We start from the raw sequence: 21,054 nt of genomic DNA on the forward strand, positions 1-21,054 counted from the left end.
ATGCCCGAGATTCAGAAAGACGAAACCACATCAGGCAAAAAACTGCCCTCTCACGCCAAGGTCGTCGTGATCGGCGGCGGTGTTGTCGGCTGTTCGATCCTGTTCCACCTGGCCAAATTCGGCTGGAAAGACGTTGTGCTGTTGGAACGCGACGAATTGACCTCTGGTTCCAGCTGGCACGCCGCCGGTCAGATCCACACGATCAGCTCGGACCCCAACATCTCGCGACTGCAGAGCTATACCATTGATCTGTATAAAGAGATCGAGGAAACCTCGGGGCATTCCGTGGGCATGCACATCACGGGCGGCTTCTATGCGGCGTCGACCAAGGAGTGGTACGACTACCTCAAGCGCGAGCGTTCGAAAGCACGCTATATGGGTCTGCATCAGGAATTCATCAGCCCGCAGGAACTGGCCGAACGTCATCCGCTGATCGACCCCAAACATTATCACGCCGCGCTCTGGGATGATCAGGACGGAGATGTGGACCCCTCGGGTGCCACCTATGCGTTTGCAAAATCTGCTCGTCATCACGGCGCGCAATACTTCACTCATTGTGGTGTTACATCGATGAGCCAACGCCCCGATAGCAGCTGGGACCTGACCACCCCAAGGGGCGTCATCAATGCCGAATACGTGGTGAATTGCGGCGGCCTCTGGGCGCGTGAAGTGGGCCATATGTCGGGCATCCACCTGCCCGTGCAGCCGATGGAGCACCACTATCTGATCACCGACGCGATCCCGATGATCAAGGACCGGATGGAGAGCATGGGTGAAGCCGGTCGTTTGCCCGCAGGCATAGACTATGAGGCCAACATCTATTTCCGCCAGGAACGCCACGGCATGCTGTTGGGCACGTATGAGCCGAAATCGACCCCGTGGAAGGTGGACGGCACGCCGTGGGATTTCGGCCACGAGTTGCTACAACCCGATCTGGACCGCATTGCCGACCGTCTGGAAATGTCGTTCGAGCGTATCCCAGCCATCGGCGACTCCGGCATCAAGGACACCATCAACGGCCCGTTCACCTTTGGCCCCGACGGCAACCCGATGATCGGTCCTGTTCCGGGCATGAAGAACTACTGGGTTGCCGTGGGCGTCATGGCAGGTTTCTGTCAGGGCGGCGGCGTTGGCCTGACCATGGCCGAATGGATGATCGATGGCGAGCCTTCGATCGACGTCTGGGCAATGGATGTGGCGCGGTTTGGCGAGTTCGCAACCCCGGAATGGGGCACTATCAAATCCTCGGAAAACTACGAGCGTCGCTTCGTAATGACCTTCCCGAACGAAACGCTGCCCAAGGGCCGGATGCAGAAAACCACCGCGCTTCACGACCGGTTGGTCGCCAAAGGCGCCGTGATGGGTCAGGGCTTTGGCCTGGAAAACGCACTGTGGTTTGCCGACAACGCCGAAGACGCGCATGAAAACCCGACTTTCGAGCGGAACCGCAGCCACGACTACGTGGCGCGCGAAGTCAAAGCAGTTCAGGAATCCGTCGGCGGCATTGAGATCGCCAACTTTGCCAAGCACGTATTCAAAGGCGCGGGCGCGCGCGCGTACCTGAATCGGACATTGGCGGGATACGTACCGAAACCGGGCCGTCTGGCGCTGACCCCGATGTTGACCGAAAAAGGCCGCCTGTATGGTGACCTGACGATCGCCTGTCTGGGCGAAGACCACTTCATGCTGTTCGGCTCAGGCGCGATGCAGGAAGCTCACCGCCGCTGGTTCGAAAAGGACCTGCCTGCCGATGTGAGTTATGCCAATGTCTCGGATGACTGGCACGGCATTGCCCTGTCTGGCCCCAAATCGCGCGAACTGCTGGCCCGTATCACCCGTGATGACGTCTCAACCGAAGCGTTCAAATTCCGCGACCTGCGCCAGACATTCGTGGGTGGAGTGCCGGTAATCCTGAACCGCATCTCGTTCTCGGGCGAGCTGGGCTTTGAGATCTACTGCAAGCCGATGTACCTGCTGCGTCTGGCCGAAGCGATCGAAGAGGCCGGGGCCGATCTGGGCTATCGCTGGTACGGCGCACGTGCGCTGATGTCGCTGCGTCTTGAAAAAGGCTGGGGCGTTTGGTCCACCGATTTCCGCCCCGATTTCAACGCGGTCGAATCCGGAATGGACGCCTTCATCAATTGGAAAAAAGATTTTGTCGGTAAGGAGGCCACGCTGAAGTTCAGGGAAGATGGCGTTACCCGCAAGCTGGTCACCATGACCATCGACGTGGAGGGCATCGATGTCTCGAATGACGAGGCGATCCTGAAAGATGGCGAAGCCGTCGGCTATGTCTCGTCCGGCGGCTATGGCCACCGCGTCGGAAAATCGATGGCAATGGGATATGTCGCAAGTGAAAGCGCAGCACCCGGAACCAAGCTTCAGATCGAAATACTGGGTGAGTTCTACGACGCCGAGGTGCTTGGCGGCCCTCTATACGACGCAAACGGCGCCAATATGCGTGCCTAAACAAGATATCCGGAGCGTTGATCATACAAAGATCAATGCTCCGGCCACGGTCATGGATACATCGTGCAAGCCGCCTTGTGACAACTCATTGCAACCTGATCACTGGTGACCTTTGGGCTAATGCGGTTCGGACGTTGGCAGCTTGCGTTTAGCCTTTTTCATTTGATCATACCAACGCATCAAACTCTGTCCGGGATCAGGGAATACGCGGGTATCCGGTTTCATATTACGCCAGGGCCTTGAAATACGCGCCATTTGCTTTGTGCGCCAGACCCGCCCCTAGATATCAGTCGCCGTCAGCCACCCCTTTTGCGCGGGCAACAGCACGGCGCTGGCGGTAGCTGGGCAGCAGCACCAGCACAACTGCAATAGCCAACAGGCCCAAGGTCATCGGCCGCTCCCAGATAAAGCCCACACCATCATAGAGCTGCATCGCGCGCGAAAAGTTGTTTTCAAGCAGCGGTCCAAGGATGAACCCGATCAGCAGCGGCGCCAGCGGATAATCAGCAAAGCGCAGGATCGTCGCGCAGACGCCGAAGCCGACCAGTAGCAGCAGTTCTGTCGCGTTGTTCTGCCCGATATACGCCCCCATGAGGGTGAAGAATAAAATGAAGGGGATCAGGAAACTGCGCGGCACTGCCAGAACCTTGGCGATGTAAGGGATCAGCGGCAGGTTCAGGATCAGCAGAACCAGATTGCCCAGATACATCGAAATGATGACAGCCCAGAAAATCTGCGGCTCATCTATCATCAGCCGCGGGCCCGGGCTGACATTTAGGGCGATCAGGGCCCCAAGCAGGATCGCGGTTGTGCCCGACCCGGGAATACCCAGTGTCAACAAAGGTACAAACGATCCGGTACAGGCGGCATTGTTGGCGCTTTCCGGTGCGGCAATGCCTTTGATCTCACCCTTGCCAAAGCGTTCCTGTTCTTCCTTTGGTGCGATATTCCGTTCGACCGCATATCCAAGAAAGGATGCGATGGTCGCACCTGCCCCTGGCAAGACGCCAATAAAGAAGCCTTGAATTGATTGGCGTCCAATCACCGGTGCAATCTTCCTGGCCTCTTCCCGGTCGATGCGCAAATTGCTTATCTTGCCGCTGTCTCCATCCCCGGTTTTGGACCGATTAGGATCAAGCACCAGGTAGATCGCCTCGGGCAAGGCAAACATGGCCATCGCAAGCGTAATGAAGCCAAAGCCAGATTGCAGGTCCATGATCCCCATGGTGAAGCGCGGCGCATTGAACAGAACGCCTTCGCCCACTGTGGCCATGATCAGACCTAAGAACGTCATCAATAGCGCCTTGCCAACCTGCCCTGTACCCGCAAATGCGGCGATGGCGGACAAGCCGACGACCATTAGCGCAAAATACTCTGAGGAATGGAATAGCAACGCCACCGAGGCCAGAGCCGGGGCAAAGACCATCAACAACACAGCCCCAATCGTACCACCCGCAAAGGATGAGATCGCGGCAACGGTCAGCGCCTTACCCGCTTGGCCCGAACGGGCCAGCGGATAGCCATCGAAACTGGTGGCCACTGTCGAAGCCACCCCCGGCGCGTTGATCAGGATTGACGAGGTCGACCCCCCAAAAACTGCGCCGTAATAGACCCCTGCCAATAGGATCAGTGCCGCCGATGGGTCGCCAATGGTGATCGCCACCGGGATCATGATCGCAATGATCGACATCGGCCCCAAACCCGGCAACATGCCAATAAATGTTCCGATCAGACATCCACCGATCACCATCAGGATGTTTGTGAGTGTAAAGGCCGTTGCGAGGCCTGTCATAAGTCCCTCAAGCATATCAGCCTCCGTTTGCCATAGCGGTCAGAAATCCGGGGAACGGGCTCAGGAAAATCCCAAGCACCACATCAACAAGATACCAGACAACACCGGCGGCGACGCCGCCGACAACAGCCATCAGTACGTATCGCCGTTCCCCCAGTATGAAACTGCCAATGCTTAGAAACAGAAAGGTCGACGCCAGAAATCCTAAGGGGCGCAGCAGCAGCGCATAGGCGACCATCAGCGCCAGTAACATCACAGCCTGGCCGACCTTGTATTCATGCAGTTTCGCAAGGTTGATATCTGTGGGTCTTTCTTTCTCGGGCGTCTTTTCCAAACCCAAAATGATCGAAAGGGCCATCAGAATGGCACCGATAACCAGCACCTTGGGAAAGCTGGATGGCCATATCGGGCTGCGCCGCATGATTGGTGGCAGCAAATCATCCATGGTAAAAAAAGCCGCATAACCATAGGCCAAACAGATCAAAAGAATGACAAGCGCAATCCAGCGATCCAGTGCCATTTCATCCCCTCCCCAAATTGCTTCAGGCGCCCGGCTCAGGGCCGGGCGCCTTTCTTAGCTCTGAACAGTCGATTTAGAGGAAGCCAAGCTTCTTCATCAGATCGCCGATTTCCTGTTCCTGCTGCTCCAGGAAGGTGCGGAAATCGTCACCGTTGTTGTGGATGTCGACCCAGCCGTTGCGATCACGAACTTCGACCCATTCCGGCGTTCCGTACATCTGGGTCAAAGCGTCCTGATAGGCCGCCAGCTTGTCGCCAGGCAGACCGGGGGCCGCGAAGAACCCGCGCCAGTTCACAAACGATGTATCGTTGCCCTGCTCTTTCATGGTTGGCGCATCAGGAAAGGCGTCGACACGTTCGTCTGAGGTCACGCCAATGATGCGAACCTCACCGGCTTTGGCCAGCTCGACTGCTTCGGAGAAGCCTGTTGACACCGCCTGAACTTCGCCTGATAGCAAACCGGCCATAGTAGCGCCTCCGCCATCATAAGGGACGTATTTCATGGCCACTGGATCAGCGCCCGCCGCCTGGAAAACCATGGCCGCAACCAGATGGTCCATCCCCCCGGGAACCGATCCGCCACCAACCGCGGTCGAATTTGGATCAGCATTGAACGCTTCGATCAGCCCGTTCACGTCCTGAATTGGCCCGTCCGCCGCAACCACCAGCGCCGCATAGTCACCGATCGTTCCGGCCACAAGCGTCAGATCGCGGAAGTTCTGTGGGAATACGCCTGTCAGCGACCGGATCACGATGGGCGTTGAGTTGACCATCAAGGTGCCGTGATTGCTGTCTGCGTTCTCGATCAGATAGCCGATGGCCTTACCGCCACCACCGCCGGACATATTTTCATAGCTCGCAGTTCCGACAAGCCCTGACTTTGTCAGTGCCTCACCAGTACCACGGGCCGTACCGTCCCAGCCGCCGCCAGCGCCGCCAGGAATAAGAAAATGAATGCTGTCCACGACTTCCTGGGCTTGTGCAAGCGTCGGCATCCCCAGCGACATCGCTGCCACCGCAGCAGCCGCAAAGGTCCGGCGTGTAAGTTGAAGTTTTGCCATTGTTTCCTCCCATTGGTTGGCATTTCGTTATTTTTGTTAGATCGGATTCTGTGCCACCAGAATTCCGTCTTGATCACAGTAGATGTACCGCCCCGGCCAAAACAGCGTGCCTCCGAAGGCGACGGGAACATCGATCACCCCAATGCCGCTTTTGCCTGATCGAACCGACGTCGCCCTGCACGCTTTGATCCCAAGGTCAAGACGCGCAAGACATTCACTGTCACGAACCGCTCCGTTTATGACAACTCCTGACCATCCATTGGCGATCAACCGTTCTGCCATCATGCCTCCCAGCAATGCCGTGCGCAATGATCCGCCGCCATCCAGAACAATGACACCGCCATTTCCCTGCAAAGTAAAGAGTTTCTCTTGAACCCCCTTGCTACCTCCAGCCGTGACTGCGGTGTGGATACGCCCCGCAAAGCTGCGTTTTGCGCCATAATCCGTGAACTGTTGCCGGGCAGAGCTTGCCGGCAGGCATCGCCCAGATCGGCTGTGAGTTTAGCAATCGAATTGATCAGCACCCTCCACCAATTCGGCCGGATACAGAACCGCACCTTCCATAAGGCGCCTTTGGGTGCGGAATGTCCCGGCAGATATCGCCTTGGGTCCTGTGGGACCGGTTTCAACATTGGCTATCGTCGGCAAATTGCCCGACGGGTTGCCGATGCGCAGGTCTTGAGTTGTGGGTTGCGCGATCTTTTGCACCAGCGTGCCCGGTATCTGGGCAGCGACTGCAGTGCACATTGCTCCGGTCAGTGTAATGGCACGATGAAATTTCCCCATCGACACAAGCCGCACATTAATGTCATGACTGCCCGCTCCATACACACGTCCATCAAGAGCTGTGAATTCCTTGGGGGCACCAAGCATGGCGACCTTCGGGCTTGAGCGTTTCACGCCCTTAACGGATGACGCCATCCCCATCGCAACAGCACCTGCTGCACGGATTTGTTCGACCAAAGCCATGTATTCAGTGTCACCATCCAGATCCTGCGGACGTTCTGTGGCCGTTTTGTTCAGATCCGCGGCGCGGAAAAACACCACCGGATTGGCGGCATCGATCAAAGAGGCCTCAAGCGCCCCGAACCCATCAACCTGAAGAACATCAACAACATTACCTGTTGGCAGCAGCATCCCGGTGCCAGCGCCGCCGGGGGCCAGAAAGTCAATTGTTACCTTTGCCCCGGCACCAGACACGCCGGGAATTTCGAACGTGCCTTCTTCCACGGGATGGCCATCGCGCACCGGAAAACACGCGTGATAAATACTGTCGGTATTGGTGCTGTAGATACGTACAAGTGCTTCTTTCTGATCTGCTGCAACCTGAACCATCCTTTCCTCAACCGCGAAAGGCCCGACACAGGATGACATGTTTCCACAGGCCGAGCCATAATCAGCAATGGGCTCATCCACCGCAATTTGTACGAAGGTGTACTCCACATCCGCATCATCCCGGCTCGACGGCTCAACAATCACAACTTTGGATAGCGATGACAGCCCTCCGCCCATTCCGTTCAACTGCCGACCATAGGGGTCAGGGCTGCCCAGGACGTGCAGGAATATGCGATCACGCACCACCTGATCCTTGGGCAAATCTGCACCGTTGAACACAACCGCCTTCGAGGTCCCGCCCCGATAGAACGCCGCCCGCAACCGCTCCGCCATCAGGCAGCCCCTGCCAGAAACCCGCGAAACGCGCGTGGCAACAGACCGCCCTCGGCAAAGGTCGCGCGTTCGGCGTCATTATATAGCCGAAGATCCAACGGCGTGGTTTGGACACGACCATCCTTTCGATGGATGGTCAGAGAGGCTGTGGTCAGGTCCTCACTAAAGTCGATATCAAAGGTCTCGGACCCGTCCAGTTGCAGGCTTTTTCGGTTTACACCTTCCGGGAAACACAGCGGCGCGATGCCCATATTCACAAGATTCGAGCGATGAATACGTTCGAAACTTTCCGCGATGACGGCACGAATGCCAGCCAACCACGGGGCTTTGGCCGCTGTGTCCCGGGAGGAGCCGCAGCCATATTCCTTACCCCCGATCACGACAAGTTTCTGATCCCGGTCCAGATAGGTTTCGATCGCCTTGAAAACCGATGTCACCTGCCCTTCGGGTTCGACCCTCGTCCAGGACCCTTCTTTGTCGAGGGTCATTTCATTGCGCAGGCGATAGTTCGCGAATGTCGAGCGAATAACAACATCCGAACAACCGCGTCGGGTTCCGAAGGAATTAAAGTCGCGCGGGGTGACGCCTTTCGCCTGCAAAAACTGGCCGGCCTCGGAATCCGGCGTAATGATACCTGAGGGCGAGATATGGTCGGTTGTGACGCTATCGCCCAGAATAGCCAACGGGCGCAGGCCCCGCAGAGGCTCAAGCCGGATCTTCTTTGGGCTGATGTCTTTCACGAAGGGCGGGAAAGAGACATAGGTTGAAGGCACCCATGCATAGGTCCCGGTCCCAACCTCCATGGCATTCCACTGATCGTTGACATCCCCGATGGCCGCATAATTGTCGCGGAATTCTTCAGGCGTCACAAAGGTCTCAACAATGCGCGTCACCTCATCCGCCGCGGGCCACAAATCATCCAGCATCACAGGGTTGCCATCTTGATCGGTTCCCAGCGGTTCGGTTGTGATGTCTTTCAGGATCGTTCCCATCAAGGCATACGCCACGACCAGAGGCGGCGAGGCGATCATGTTTCGCGATGCAAGCGGATGAATCCGCCCGGCAAAATTCCGGTTTCCAGACAAGACCGCAATGCCTTTGACATCATGTGCCTTGATCGCCTCCTCATGCGCGGGTTCAAGGGGGCCGGACATTCCGTTGCAGGTCGAGCAGGAAAAGGCAGCAACCTCAAAGCCGAGCGCATCCAGAGGATCCTGCAGGCCGCTTTCTGACAGGTATTTGGCCACCACGCGCGAGCCTGGTGCCAGCGAGGTTTTGACATGCGGTTTGACAGCCAACCCACGCGCAACCGCGTTGCGGGCGACAAGGCCAGCCAAAACCATGTTTCGGGGGTTCGCCGTATTGGTGCAACTGGTTATCGCCGCGATGATCACATCGCCATCGCCGATATCATGATCCGCATTGGGTACGGGCACTCTGCGCTCGGTCTCACCTTCGAAACTCAGGCGGTCCGTCGCAGCCGAGAGGTCGATCCGCTGTTCCGGGCGCGACGGGCCAGAAACCGAGCGGCCAATCTGATCGAGATTGAGTTCAACAACCTGCTCATAGTCAACCGAAGCATCCATACCCTCGACCCACAGGTTCTGCTCTCGGCAATACAGCTCGGCCAGTTTAGCACTGTCGTTACGGCCGGTCTGACGCAGATATCCGATTGTGCGCTCATCCACCGGACAGAATACCATGGTCGAGCCATATTCCGGGGCCATATTGGCAATGGTGGCGCGGTCGGCCACACTCAGTTCAGCATAGCCGCTGCCGAACAGTTCGACGAAGGTGTCGACCACCCCAATCGCGCGCAGCTTCTCGGCGATGACCAGCGCAATATCCGTGGCGGTCACATGGTCTGACGGCTTACCCGTCACCTCAAGCCCGATCACGCGCGGCACGTTTACTGGCGTGGTTTCACCGAACAGCAATGCCTCGGCCTCGAGCCCACCAATACCCCAGCCCATGATCCCAAGCGCGTTGATCATCGGGGTATGGCTGTCAGTGCCCAGGCTGGAATCCGGGATCAGTACTTCGGGGTTCTCATTCGACGGCAGAACCGTCTGCCCAAGATATTCAAGGTTTACCTGATGGCAAATACCCCCGCCTGGTGGGATAACCCTCAGCTTTGGAAACCTGACCTCACAGGCTTTGAGAAACGCGAACCGTTCGCGGTTCACTTCAAACTCGCGCTCCATGTTCTTGGTCAGCGCAAACTTTTCAGCCCAGTGATTGATGGACATGGAATGATCAATCACCAGATCGACCGGCAAACTCATATCAACCACGTTCGGGTCGCCACCCATCTCTTCCAACCGGTTGCGCATGGCCATGATATCGATCAGCGCGGGAATACCCAGCATGTCATGCAGCAACAGGCGTGCAGGGCGAAACGGAACCGCATCTCCGGCCCGTTTGAGCACATCCAGCGCAGCGGCCCCTTTTTCGGAATGGCGCGCTGCATTCTCCGCCAAGACCCGCAGCGAATAGGGAAGCGTCCGATAGTCGCCCCCCACTAAGGCACAATAATCCACGGCCCGGAACGCAGTATTGGCGATTGGTTTGTGGATAACATGTGTCACGGCGGCCTCCAGAATTGCCACCAGGCTAGACAATACCAAAGGGATGCAGCAAGGTTGATCCAGTCTCGTTTCATCTGACAGAACGCTATGTCCTCGAACAGAACGGAATCCGTCGAGCGCGCCATGTCAATCCTAAGCGCGTTTTCAACCCAGCACCCCATCATGTCTCTGGCCGAGTTGGCCGAGGAAACCGGGCTGCACAAAAGCACCATCCTGCGCCTAACGAATTCCATGAGCATCTATGGTTTTATCCAGCGTGACGAGGACGGCCGGTTCAGTGTGGGTCCCAGCGTCTGGCGGCTTGGGTTGATTTTCCGGCGTGATTTCACCAAGCGCGAACACGTCGCACCATCGCTGAAAATACTGGCCGAAGCGACGGGGGAAACCGCCTCTTTCTATGTGCGCTCTGGCAATGAACGCATTTGTTTATACAGAGAAAACTCACCAAACCTACTGCGCTTTCATGTCGAAGAAGGCATGCGCCTTCAACTGTCTACTGGGGCCTCAGGGCTGGTGCTGCGACACTTCTCGGGCGAGGATGTTGGTGACCTGGCGAAGTTCAACAAAAACGGCACAGCCAGTTCTGAAGGCCAAACCAATCCGAACATCTCGTCAGTGGCCACTCCGGTCTTCGATGCCGAAGGGCACCTTATCGGCGCGCTGACGGTCTCGGGTCTGGCCAATAGGTTCGACGCCGAAACAAGGGCAAACACGATCCCGTTGCTTGAAAGTCTGGCGCGCAGCCTGACCACGAGTTGATGGGCTTGTTTCATCTGATAGAACGCCAAGCTGCTCAACTTGCCACATTAACCGGGCTTCGATAGGCATTCAGGTAACGCCACAAGCCGGAGGGCGCCCCGATGATGAACCATGAGATCAACAAAGCTTTCCGCGAACGCCTGAACACGGGCAAAGCGGTTCTGATGCCTGGTGCTGCCAATGCCCTTGCCGCGCGCGTGATCGATCAGCTGGGTTTTGAGGCGGTCTATATTTCGGGTGCGGGCCTGACAAACACCAACTTGGGCATGCCCGACCTGGGCTTTATCTCGCTCCCCGAGATTGCGCAGCATACATCGGCCATTCGCAACAGTACCGAACTGCCCATCGTGGTTGATGCAGATACCGGGTTCGGCAATGCCCTGAACGTGCATCACACCGTGCGCACATTGGAGCGTGCAGGCGCCAGCGCGATTCAGTTGGAGGATCAGGTCAATCCAAAACGGTGCGGCCATTTTGCGGGCAAGGATGTGGTCGATCTGGTCGAAGCGCGCAGCCGGATAAAGGCAGCAGTGGACGCGCGTCAGGATCCAAATTTCCTTGTGGTTGCCCGCACGGATGCCTGCGCCACACAAGGGTTCAATGCTGCGATCGAACGCGCCGAGGCGTTCATCGAAGACGGTGCCGACATCACATTTGTCGAAGCGCCCCAAAGCATGGAAGATATTCGCAGTATCCCAGGACGTTTGATTGGCACACCGCAATTGATCAACCTGGTTGTCGGCGGCAAAACCCCAATCGTCGATTTCTCCACGCTGGACGAGATGGGGTTTGGCCTTGTGCTCTATGCCAATGTTGCGTTGCAGGGTGCATTGAAAGGCATGCATGATGCGCTGTCTTTGCTGAAATCAGATGGCCGGATGGATGAAAACGGACCTGTCGTTAGCTTCGAGGTGCGGCAGGGCGCAGTTCAGAAAGCCTATTATGACGAAATGGAAAAGCGATACACGGAATGATGTTAGGCATTCCGGTTGCCGACCACCTGCCGCAAACGTGGCCCTGAACCACCAGTTGCCGCACGCCCAATTACAGACCCACCAGAATATCGGGCAACCAGGTTGCGACTTCGGGGATCAGAATGATCACCACCAGCACCAACATCTGCGCTCCGACAAACGGCAATACGCCGCGATACATCTGGCCATAGGTCATGTCACGCGGCGCGATTGAGCGCAGATAGAATATCGATGGGGCCATGGGCGGCGTCAGATACGAGGTCTGAATAACGACCAGCACCATCATCGCAAACCAGATCGGATCGATACCGGCAGATTTCACAATCGGGGCAAAGATCGGGATAAAGATCAGAACAATTGAAACCCAATCCAGCACGAAACCGGCAAAGAACACCACCAGCAGGAAAAAGGCGATGGTTCCAGCATTGCCATATCCGATGCCTGCGACGGCATCCCGCACCAGTTGTCCCCCTCCGGTGACCGCAAAGATGCTGGTAAACATCGTTCCGCCCGCGACGATCAGCATAATCATCGCCGTGATGCGCAGCGTGACGTTCAGTGCGTCAGACATCAGCCTCAGGTTCAACTCGCGGAACATCAGCGCAAGAATGACTGTTCCAGCCGCCCCAACAGCTGCGGCTTCGGTGGCCGAGGCGATGCCAGCTAGCAGCGATCCTAGAACCAGTACAATCAAGGCCAAAGGTGGCAACAGTGCGGTCAGCGTGACCTTCATCTTGCTGCCGGCGGGCATCGCCCGATCCTCTGATCGCAGGGGTGGTGCGTCGTCAGGGCGGACCATACTGCGGATCAAGATATAGAGTACAAAGAACACCACCATGAGCAGCCCAGGCAGAATCGAGGCGGCAAAAAGCTTGCCAATCGATAACTGAGCGATTGACGCATAGACGACCACGATGACCGATGGCGGAATGATTGTACCCAACGACCCGCCCGCGCAGATGGTTCCAGCAATCAGGTCGTTGCGATAGCCCGCTTTGGCCATCGCCGGGATCGCCATCAGGCCCACAACAATCTCAACCGCGCCAACAACACCGGACGCGGCGGCGAACACGGCACACATTGCAATCGTCGACAGTGCCAGCCCACCGGGCAGACCGCCCAGCCACAACTGCAGTGCGAAGAACAGCCGTTTAGCGATCCCCGACCGTTCCAATATCGCACCCATGAAGATGAATAGGGGGATCGCGGCCAGCACAAAATTCGACGCCGTATGCAGCAGCGGGCCATAAAGTTGAAGAAAGATCAGATCGCCAAACACCATGTATCCGAAGGCCACGGAAATGATGATCAGTGAGAACGCGACAGGAATTCCGGCGAAGACCAGCACAAAAAGTGCGGCAAACATCAGCAACGGTGTCATTGATTTTCTTCCATAGCTTCAAGCTCGCCCGGTGCTTCGCCAGGGTTCTTCCGGCCGGTCAGCAACTTGATTGACTCACCCAAAAACTGAAGCGCAAAAACCGCCAGACCAACCGAGATGACGGTGTAAAAGGGCCAAACCAGGGGCGCCCAGGGGCTGACGCTTTCGACTTCACCAGTGATCAGCGCCTTCCAGGCCTTCTTGCCTGAGACCCAAGCGAAAATGACCATGATCGGTGTCATGATCAACAGGAAAACCAACCCGTTCAGCATCTGCTGCGCGCGCATTGGCAGCCGTTGAGATAAAAAGTCGATCCTGACATGCACATCACTGCGCAGCGCATAGGCCGCGCCCAGCAAAAAGATCGAACCGTTCAGCATGTATGAGATGTCAAACGCCCAGAGCGTCGGCGCACCAAACGCATAGCGGGCCACCACTTCGTACAACATAGCAAGGATGAGGGCGAAGATCACACACCGGCCAAACCAGGCCAGTATCCCTGCAACCGCATCGATAAGTCTGAGTATTCTGGTCATGTGCTTCCCCATAATAGGATGACCGGCACAGGCGACCGGTCATCCAGATCAGCGTCAGAGTGGGAGTTACTCGGCGCTGTCACGTACCAGATAGCCGGAGTTTTCAGCCCAGTTCGCCTGATAGGCGAGGTAGCTGTCTAGGACCTCTTGCATCCGGGCGCTGCCGGCTTCGGCCTTTTGGGCGGCCTGGTTGCGGGCCCAATCACGCCCGGCCGCTCGGATCTTTTCCGATTCCGCCGGTTCCATATTGACGATTTCAACATTTGTATCGCGGAACGCGACCATCGCCTGGATGTCTTCGTGACCGAAATGGGTGAAGCTTTCATAGGTTGTCAGCTTCGCCGCAGCGGTAACCTGTTGCTTGATCTCCTCCGGCAGCGCGTCCCAGGTTTCCTGTTTAACAAAAACTTCCCACAGGAAGGACGGCTGATGCACACCCGGCATGATCATATAGGGCGCAACCTCATGGAACCCTTCCGAGATGTTACCACCCGGCGTCGACCATTCGACCGCATCCACGCCTTTACGCTGCAACAGGGTGTAGATTTCATTCCCCGGCACAACCGTTGGCACGCCGCCAAAAGTTTCCTGCAAGACGGCGGCCCAAGCACCGGATGTCCGGTATTTGACGCCCTTCAGGTCCTCGGTTGTTTCGATCTTGACGTTCGAATGCGCCATGACCTCGGATGTGCCAATGCCGACAACCAATGTATGCAGGCCCATTTCCTCGCGGCGGAACTCTTGCAGCATCTGCTCGCCACCGCCTTCGTAAACCCAGTGCAGCGTCGCCTCACCTGACATGCCGCCCGGGAAGCTGGCGAAAATGGCGTTCGTCGGATCCTGGTTTACCAGATAGGATGGGGTGGAATGCCCCGCCTCAACGATACCGTCCTGCACGACCTCATAGGCTTTGAAAGCCGGGGCCAGAACGCCAGCGCCAAAAGGTTGGACGTGCATGCGACCGGCAGTGAGCGTGTCCACATTGGCAGCAAACCGTTCCATAAAGTTCTGATAGAAGAAGGACCCTTCGCCAATTGCGGCGGTCATTTTCCATTCAATCTCGGCGGCTGATGCTGGCACGGAAAGCGTGGCTGTCACCGCCAATGCGGCTAAGTTCGAAAAGAGTTTCATCTATTCCTCCTGTTGCGGGCCAAGGCCCCTGGTTTTGCGCCTGTTGGCGCTGCATTCCGCCGATCTGCTTCTGTGGCAGAGTCTCGGGGGCGATGATCGAACAGCCAGGTCGCGGCTATCCCTGCCCGGCCCCCACCCGGGGGCCAAAGCTGTTACTTGCGGTTGAAACGCGATGCTACTGGCCCTGCGTTCCCAGATCATCCGGGCAAAGCGCGGCCGGCATGTTCTGGTAGGCAACCGGGCGCACCCACCGCCGTATGGCCATGGTTCCCACACTGGTTGCACCAAAATTCGTACTGGCCGGATAGGGCCCGCCATGGACCATCGCATCAACCACTTCCACACCTGTCGGAAAGCCGTTGAACAGCAACCGACCAGCCTTGCGTTCGAGAACCGGGAACAATTGGAGCGCCAACGCTGTGTCTTCGTCATCCATGTGGATCGTGGCCGTCAATTGACCGTCCAGTTTGGCGGATAGGGCGACCATGTCGTCCTCAGACTTAACGCGCACAACCAAAGATGAAGGTCCAAAGATCTCTTCGCTCAGGCTTGGATCGGCCAGAAAAACCTCGGCGCTGGTTTCAAACAATGCCGGTTCTGCGGCCCGATCCGATGCGGCACCTTGCAAAACTGGGCGCACACCGGCGCAGCTTGCCAGATGCGATTGACCGGCTCGGAAGGCGTCAGCAATACCATCAGTCAGCATGGTCTGACTGGGCACCTGTTGCAAAGCTTCTGCCACAGCGGCCACGAACCGATCGGCATCCGCGCCATCTACCACAACAGCAATTCCTGGATTGGTGCAAAACTGCCCGGCCCCCATGGTCATGGACCCGGCCCAGGCCTTCCCGATCTCTTCAGCACGCGCCGCAATGGCGTTTGGTAGAACAAACATCGGATTGACCGAGCCCAATTCCCCAAAGAACGGGATCGGGTCGGGACGTGCGGCGCATAGGTTGAACAGCGCCCTGCCCCCGGCCAAACCGCCAGTGAAGCCGACCGCCCGGATCGCGGGATGGTTCACCAGCGCCTCGCCAATACAGCGATCCCCGCCTTGCACCAGTGAGAATACGCCTGCAGGCATGCCGGTTGCCTTGATAGCGGCGTTGATCGCGTCGGCCACGACCTCGCCTGTTCCGGGATGCGCCGGATGACCTTTGACAACAACCGGGCAGCCCGCGGCCAAAGCCGAAGCGGTATCGCCACCCGCGACCGAGAAGGCCAGCGGAAAGTTCGACGCCCCGAACACCGCAACCGGGCCGACTGGGCGTTGCATCATCTTGATATCCGGGCGAGGGGCGGGTTCACGATCCGGCAAAGCAGGATCATGACGGCGTTCCAGATATTCACCCTTTTGGATAAGCTCGGCAAACATCCGCAGCTGTCCTGTGGTCCGGCCGCGCTCGCCCTGCAAACGCGCTTCGGGCAGACCGGTTTCTGCACTGCCGACACGGGTGATATCCTCGGCGCGGGCTTCGATCTCATCCGCAATAGCATTCAGAAACCTTGCGCGGTCCTCTCGACTGCGATTGGCATAGTCCTGAAATGCAGCCTCAGCCAAGGAACAAGCCTGATCAACCAGTTCGGGTGAGCCGGATGCAAACGAGTGCGCCGCACCCGTTGCAGGGCTTGAGGTGAACCACTGCTCGGATCCAACCCATTGACCGCCGATCAGATGCTGCCCGCGAAATGTGTAGCCGTTATCAAGTGACATGTCAGATCCTCACGCAGCGTGCTGTGCAGAGGCACCGGCCTGCTGCGTCCAATTGGTGTACCAGTTGCGGAACAGGGTGAATTGCTGTTCGACGTAACCACGCTGGCTGTCGCTCAGCGCATCGGTTTTGTTGAAGTGGTTTGTGTATTCCGCATAACCCGTCAGAACCATCAGATGCTTGTAGTACAACACCAGATCGGGGCCCTCATCGAACGAAGACAAAACGCCAAGCGCCGCCTCAAGTTCCAATGCGCGACTGCGGGCAACCGCATCCCCTTTAGCCGCTGCCTGGCACAAAGCGACCAGATGCAGGACTTCGTTGGGCAGAACGTTCCCGATCCCGGTGATCGCGCCCGTTGCACCGCAATTGACAATGCCGTGGAAGACAGCGGTATCAACACCAACCATCAGGGAAACATCATCGCCGCCACTGGTGATGCTTTCAGCCGCATAGCGCAAGTCGTCAGCACCGCCGAATTCCTTGTAGCCGACAAGGTTCGGATGATCCGCCCGCAGTTCAAAGAACAGGTCGGCGCGTGTCGCGAAACCGTAATAGGGGCTGTTGTAAATGACTGCGGGCAGTTCTGATGCAGCGGTCAAGATGGCTTTGAAATGTTGCCGCTGTGCGGCAATCGACGTGCCGCGCGACAGGACGCGCGGGATGACCATAAGTCCCCTGGCCCCGACCTTCTGCGCGTGTGCCGCATGCTCGACCGCCAACACCGAGTTGATCGCACCTGTTCCGACAATCACTGGGATGCCCGCCTCGACCAGGGCCTCGACCCCTTGCATCCGCTGCACGTCGGTCAACAACGGCCAGTCACCCATCGAACCGCAATAGACGACAGTGGACATGCCGGCCTCGATCAGCTCTGCACCCTTGCGCACCAGCGCGTCAAAATCAGGGGTTCCATCCGCCCGGCAAGGGGTCATCAGCGCCGGAATGCATCCTGAAAAGACATTCGAGTTCACTGCTTTGATCTCCGTGGTTGTGGCCCAGATCGCAAGGCGTCACCTGTGTCGCCTGCTGATCGGGAATCGCATATTGTCGCGCCAGTCTACTTTTAATATTTTATTTGTCGACAAATAATCGACAAGCGCGCGAAATTCGACCCAGATACCCGGAAAACTGATGAATTCTCCCCCAGCAATAACGCTCGACTCGCAGCAGACACGTGTGGCAATACCGTTGAACACGCTGATAAGCGCCCACGACCCCGCGGCCGAGGACAACCGATATGGAAAAACGCAAGACCGGAGATACGGGCCGCAAACGCGGTTCAGGTGTCCAGTTTGTCTATGAAACCCTGCGGGACGAAATCATCGATCTTGCGCTGACACCCGGCAGCCCAATTGACGAAGCCAAACTGAGCGAGCGGTTCTCCATGTCCCGCACCCCGATCCGCGAAGCGCTGGTCCGGCTGACATCCGAGGGTTTGGTCACAACATTGCCCAACAGGGCCAGCATCGTGGCCCCGATCGATTTTCTGAACCTGCACACTTTTTTCGACGCCATGACGTTGATGTATCGCGTCACCACCCGATTGGCGGCTGAGTATCGCACGGAACAAGATCTTGAAGATATCCGTGCATGCCAAGCGGAGTTTTTCGAAGCTGCGGCCGGAAATGATGTGCTGACCATGATCACCAAGAACGCCGATCTTCACAACGCCATCGCTCGGGCCGGGCGGAACCCCTATTATGAAAGCCTGACACGCCGTCTTTTGAACGAGGGGCAGCGGATCATGCGGCCCTATTATTCGTCTTTCGGGGATCGCCTGCCAGATCGCTACGCCTCGGAACATGATGACATTATTGCTGCAATCGCAGCGCAGGATATAACCGAAGCCGACCGGCTTGCCAGCGCGCACGCGGAACAGATTGTTCAAAACATCCGCGACATGATTTCGGCAGACCGGCGCCACGCAATCGCTCTCTGACTCCCATCATCACAGCCCTTTCAACTCGCCTGGGCCGTTGATTTCTGCGCCCATGCGCATCAGTTTTTTACCCTTACTAAAAATATTTTTGATCTTTCTCTTCTAATCCGATTGAATGCGCCGTGATGATTGATTTCGGGAGACAGCGCATGAGCAGTCCGGCGGGGAAGGATAACTCAAAGCCCAAAGGCAGGCCCAGCGAATTGGGCCAGGCGATCCGCAGGCGCCGCAAGGCCATGGGTCTGACGCTAGATCGGGTCGCCCAAACATCCGAACTGACCACCGGATTCCTGTCTCAGGTTGAACGCGGCCTCAGCTCACCGTCTCTCAGCTCGCTGATGGCAATTGCGGCAGCGCTGCAAACCAGCATCGAAAAGCTGCTCAGCGTGCCCGAAGTGTTCACAGAACATGTCGCAAAGGACAACAGGCAAACCTATTCACTGGGCACGCGCGGGCGGTTCTATGAAAAACTGGGGCCCGGATTTGCCGGGGCCCTGTTCAATCCGCAGATCGTACACAGACCTCCCGGCCACGTATCTGAAAAGATGTGCCATGAGGGCGAAGGGTTTTGCTATTTGTTGTCCGGGCGGCTGGAATACCACCTTGGTGATCGGGTGTTCATCATGTCGCCCGGTGACGTGGTTCACCATGACACATCCACCCTCCACTACTCGGTCGTTTTGGGCGACGAGGAATCGATTGAGCTGTGGGTAACCACTTCTCCGATCAATGATTCTCGGGCCGTTTCGCTCTAAGTCGACAAATTGTCGACTTAGAACTAAATGAAATCATACGGTAATTTCTGCTTTACTAAAAAAAGCTTTAGTAAAACTAATAATCGGATATGGTCAGCCCGATAATATGCTGTATCTGCGGGAGGACTGTACATGAAACTCAAAGCCGCTCTTGGCGTAACCGTCGCATTAACCCTGGCCATGCCTGTGCTTGCGCAGGAAAGGGGTGGCACGCTGAATTTCGCGCGCTACGACGGTTCACGGCTGATTGACCCGATCTATGCGGATCGCAATCCTGATATCTGGATGGTCGGCAGCCTGTTCGACACATTGCTGCGCAGCAGTGCAGACGGCAATTCCGTTGAACCGGGTCTGGCCGAGGCATTTTCGGTTTCCGACGACGGCAAAACCGTATCGCTTACACTACGTGAGGGTATTCAGTTTGCAGATGGCTCACCGATGTCCGGTGCAGATGTCGTATTCTCTCTGGACCGCGCGCGAAATCCTGATCTCAGCCCGTGGGCCGGTCTGTTGGGCTCGATTGATACGGTCAGCGCCGATAGCAACGCCGTTACCATCTCGCTCAACAGCCCCGACCCAACCCTTCTTTCTATGTTGGCCACGTTCAACACGGCCATTGTGTCGAAAGCGGCGTTTGATGCCGCCGCTGGCGATACCGATCAGGACAAATCCGCTGCGATCTTTGCCTCCACATCTGCCGGTGTCGGCTCAGGGCCGTTCTACCTTTGTGGCTTTGAACAGGGCGCGTCGATGGATTTCTGTGCCAATGAAAACTACTGGCGCATGGGCGCGGATGGCAAACCCCTGCCCTATCTGGACGGCGTGCATTTTGAGATCATTCCGGATGATGCAACCCGTATCCTGAGCCTGCAAGCTGGTGAGGTTGATGCTGCCGAATTCATCCCGTTCAGCCGAGTGGCAGAACTACAGGGCGATCCAAACATCGACATGCAGCTTTATCCGTCCACCCGGATCATCTATTCGCCGATCAACACGCGCGAAACCCGCGCTGACGGGTCACCAAACCCGCTGGCTGACGCCCGCGTGCGTCAGGCCTTGAACTATGGCACCAACAAAGAAGCCTTGATTGGTTTGGTCCTGCACGGCGCAGGTCAGCCGATGAGTTCGCCTTTGATGGCCAAAGCGACCCAATACGCCGCCGACATGAGCCCGCTTTACGCCTATGACATGGAAAAGGCCAAAAGCTTGATGTCCGAAGCAGGGTTTGCGGATGGCACACAGGTGACCTTTACAACCCTGGCCGGGTCGGCTGATGACGCGACGATTTTCGCAGCGCTGCAGCAGATGTGGGCGCCGCTGGGCATTGATCTGGTGGTCGAGCAGGTCGATAATGCCACGCGCGGAGCCAAGAACCGTTCGGGTGAATTCGATATCCACACCTATGGCTGGGTCAACGACGTGAATGACCCTAGCCAGGTTGTGGGCTGGTTGGGCCATACCCCAACCGCCAAGGCCGTTGGAACCGGCTGGGAAAACGCTGAATTCAACACCCTGTTCGACGAAGCCGCCAGCGAAATGGACGCCAACGCACGCAAGGCGAAGTTCGCACGCATGCAAGAGCTTTATGCCGAGGCCGCACCACTGTTGTTCATGTATGAAACACCTTTTGCCGTGGCACTGGGTTCGGCCGTCGGAGGTTATGTCCAGACCCCATTGGGCAACAACGTCTTCGATCAAGCGACCGTAAGCCGTTAACAGTTACCACTCGGCCTCGCCGCTTTCGAGTGGCGGGGCAATAAGGCGGAG

Annotated in this window: 17 protein-coding genes; 6 read left to right on the plus strand and 11 right to left on the minus strand. The window is 57.2% G+C overall.

Going from position 1 to position 21,054, the window contains the following annotated elements; genetic code table 11:
- Complete coding sequence (locus AC2FFE_RS06120) at positions 1–2,469, plus strand: GcvT family protein (RefSeq protein WP_496846159.1); 2,469 nt, start codon at positions 1–3, stop codon at positions 2,467–2,469.
- 286 nt (positions 2,470–2,755) lie between these two features.
- On the opposite strand, the gene AC2FFE_RS06125 is transcribed toward AC2FFE_RS06120, so the two are convergent.
- The 6 genes from AC2FFE_RS06125 to acnA all read right to left on the minus strand — a co-directional run bounded on the left by AC2FFE_RS06125 (position 2,756) and on the right by acnA (position 10,097).
- Positions 2,756–4,276, minus strand: a complete 1,521-nt coding sequence (locus AC2FFE_RS06125; RefSeq protein ID WP_496846160.1) for a tripartite tricarboxylate transporter permease — start codon at positions 4,274–4,276, stop codon at positions 2,756–2,758.
- A 1-nt stretch (position 4,277) separates the two neighbouring features.
- Positions 4,278–4,781, minus strand: coding sequence for a tripartite tricarboxylate transporter TctB family protein (locus AC2FFE_RS06130; protein ID WP_496846161.1), 504 nt, complete (start codon positions 4,779–4,781; stop codon positions 4,278–4,280).
- Between the two features lie 73 nt (positions 4,782–4,854).
- Positions 4,855–5,841 (minus strand): tripartite tricarboxylate transporter substrate binding protein, encoded by a 987-nt coding sequence (locus AC2FFE_RS06135; protein ID WP_496846162.1) that lies wholly within the window; start codon positions 5,839–5,841, stop codon positions 4,855–4,857.
- 36 nt (positions 5,842–5,877) lie between these two features.
- Positions 5,878–6,318, minus strand: coding sequence for a ribonuclease E activity regulator RraA (gene rraA, locus AC2FFE_RS06140; RefSeq protein ID WP_496818291.1), 441 nt, complete (start codon positions 6,316–6,318; stop codon positions 5,878–5,880).
- Between the two features lie 24 nt (positions 6,319–6,342).
- The gene (locus AC2FFE_RS06145; RefSeq protein ID WP_496817844.1) at positions 6,343–7,509 is read right to left on the minus strand and encodes a PrpF domain-containing protein; all 1,167 of its coding nucleotides are present in this window, start codon (positions 7,507–7,509) and stop codon (positions 6,343–6,345) included.
- On the minus strand, positions 7,509–10,097 hold the full coding sequence (gene acnA, locus AC2FFE_RS06150) for an aconitate hydratase AcnA (protein WP_496846163.1): 2,589 nt from the start codon (positions 10,095–10,097) through the stop codon (positions 7,509–7,511). The genes AC2FFE_RS06145 and acnA overlap by 1 nt, the downstream gene beginning before the upstream one ends.
- An 87-nt stretch (positions 10,098–10,184) precedes the next feature.
- Here acnA and AC2FFE_RS06155 point away from each other — a divergent pair, with 87 nt between their 5' ends.
- Together AC2FFE_RS06155 and AC2FFE_RS06160 are read left to right on the plus strand one after the other, a co-directional pair.
- Complete coding sequence (locus AC2FFE_RS06155) at positions 10,185–10,856, plus strand: IclR family transcriptional regulator (protein WP_480549806.1); 672 nt, start codon at positions 10,185–10,187, stop codon at positions 10,854–10,856.
- 101 nt (positions 10,857–10,957) lie between these two features.
- On the plus strand, positions 10,958–11,830 hold the full coding sequence (locus AC2FFE_RS06160; protein WP_496817842.1) for an isocitrate lyase/PEP mutase family protein: 873 nt from the start codon (positions 10,958–10,960) through the stop codon (positions 11,828–11,830).
- A 70-nt stretch (positions 11,831–11,900) separates the two neighbouring features.
- On the opposite strand, the gene AC2FFE_RS06165 is transcribed toward AC2FFE_RS06160, so the two are convergent.
- The 5 genes from AC2FFE_RS06165 to AC2FFE_RS06185 form a co-directional block, all read right to left on the minus strand.
- Positions 11,901–13,211: a TRAP transporter large permease gene (locus AC2FFE_RS06165; RefSeq protein WP_496846164.1), complete on the minus strand. Its 1,311-nt coding sequence runs from the start codon at positions 13,209–13,211 to the stop codon at positions 11,901–11,903.
- Entirely contained in the window at positions 13,208–13,747 is a 540-nt protein-coding gene (locus AC2FFE_RS06170; protein ID WP_496817839.1) for a TRAP transporter small permease subunit, read from the minus strand. Before AC2FFE_RS06170 ends, AC2FFE_RS06165 begins: the two co-directional genes overlap by 4 nt.
- A 66-nt stretch (positions 13,748–13,813) precedes the next feature.
- Positions 13,814–14,878, minus strand: a complete 1,065-nt coding sequence (gene dctP / locus AC2FFE_RS06175) for a TRAP transporter substrate-binding protein DctP (protein WP_496817838.1) — start codon at positions 14,876–14,878, stop codon at positions 13,814–13,816.
- 175 nt (positions 14,879–15,053) lie between these two features.
- Positions 15,054–16,592, minus strand: coding sequence for an aldehyde dehydrogenase (NADP(+)) (locus AC2FFE_RS06180; RefSeq protein WP_496846165.1), 1,539 nt, complete (start codon positions 16,590–16,592; stop codon positions 15,054–15,056).
- A gap of 9 nt (positions 16,593–16,601) precedes the next feature.
- On the minus strand, positions 16,602–17,564 hold the full coding sequence (locus tag AC2FFE_RS06185) for a dihydrodipicolinate synthase family protein (protein ID WP_496817836.1): 963 nt from the start codon (positions 17,562–17,564) through the stop codon (positions 16,602–16,604).
- A gap of 266 nt (positions 17,565–17,830) precedes the next feature.
- Between AC2FFE_RS06185 and AC2FFE_RS06190 the strand changes: the two genes are divergently transcribed.
- From AC2FFE_RS06190 to AC2FFE_RS06200, 3 genes are all read left to right on the plus strand, one after another.
- Entirely contained in the window at positions 17,831–18,532 is a 702-nt protein-coding gene (locus AC2FFE_RS06190) for a GntR family transcriptional regulator (RefSeq protein ID WP_496817835.1), read from the plus strand.
- A gap of 149 nt (positions 18,533–18,681) precedes the next feature.
- Positions 18,682–19,287 carry a helix-turn-helix domain-containing protein gene (locus AC2FFE_RS06195; RefSeq protein ID WP_496817834.1) on the plus strand — a complete coding sequence of 202 codons (606 nt, stop codon included), beginning with the start codon at positions 18,682–18,684 and terminating at the stop codon, positions 19,285–19,287.
- Positions 19,288–19,419: 132 nt separating this feature from the next.
- Positions 19,420–21,003, plus strand: a complete 1,584-nt coding sequence (locus AC2FFE_RS06200) for an ABC transporter substrate-binding protein (RefSeq protein ID WP_496846166.1) — start codon at positions 19,420–19,422, stop codon at positions 21,001–21,003.
- The last annotated feature ends 51 nt before the right edge of the window (positions 21,004–21,054 follow it).

Source organism: Ruegeria sp. YTSA168, from assembly GCF_059610045.1.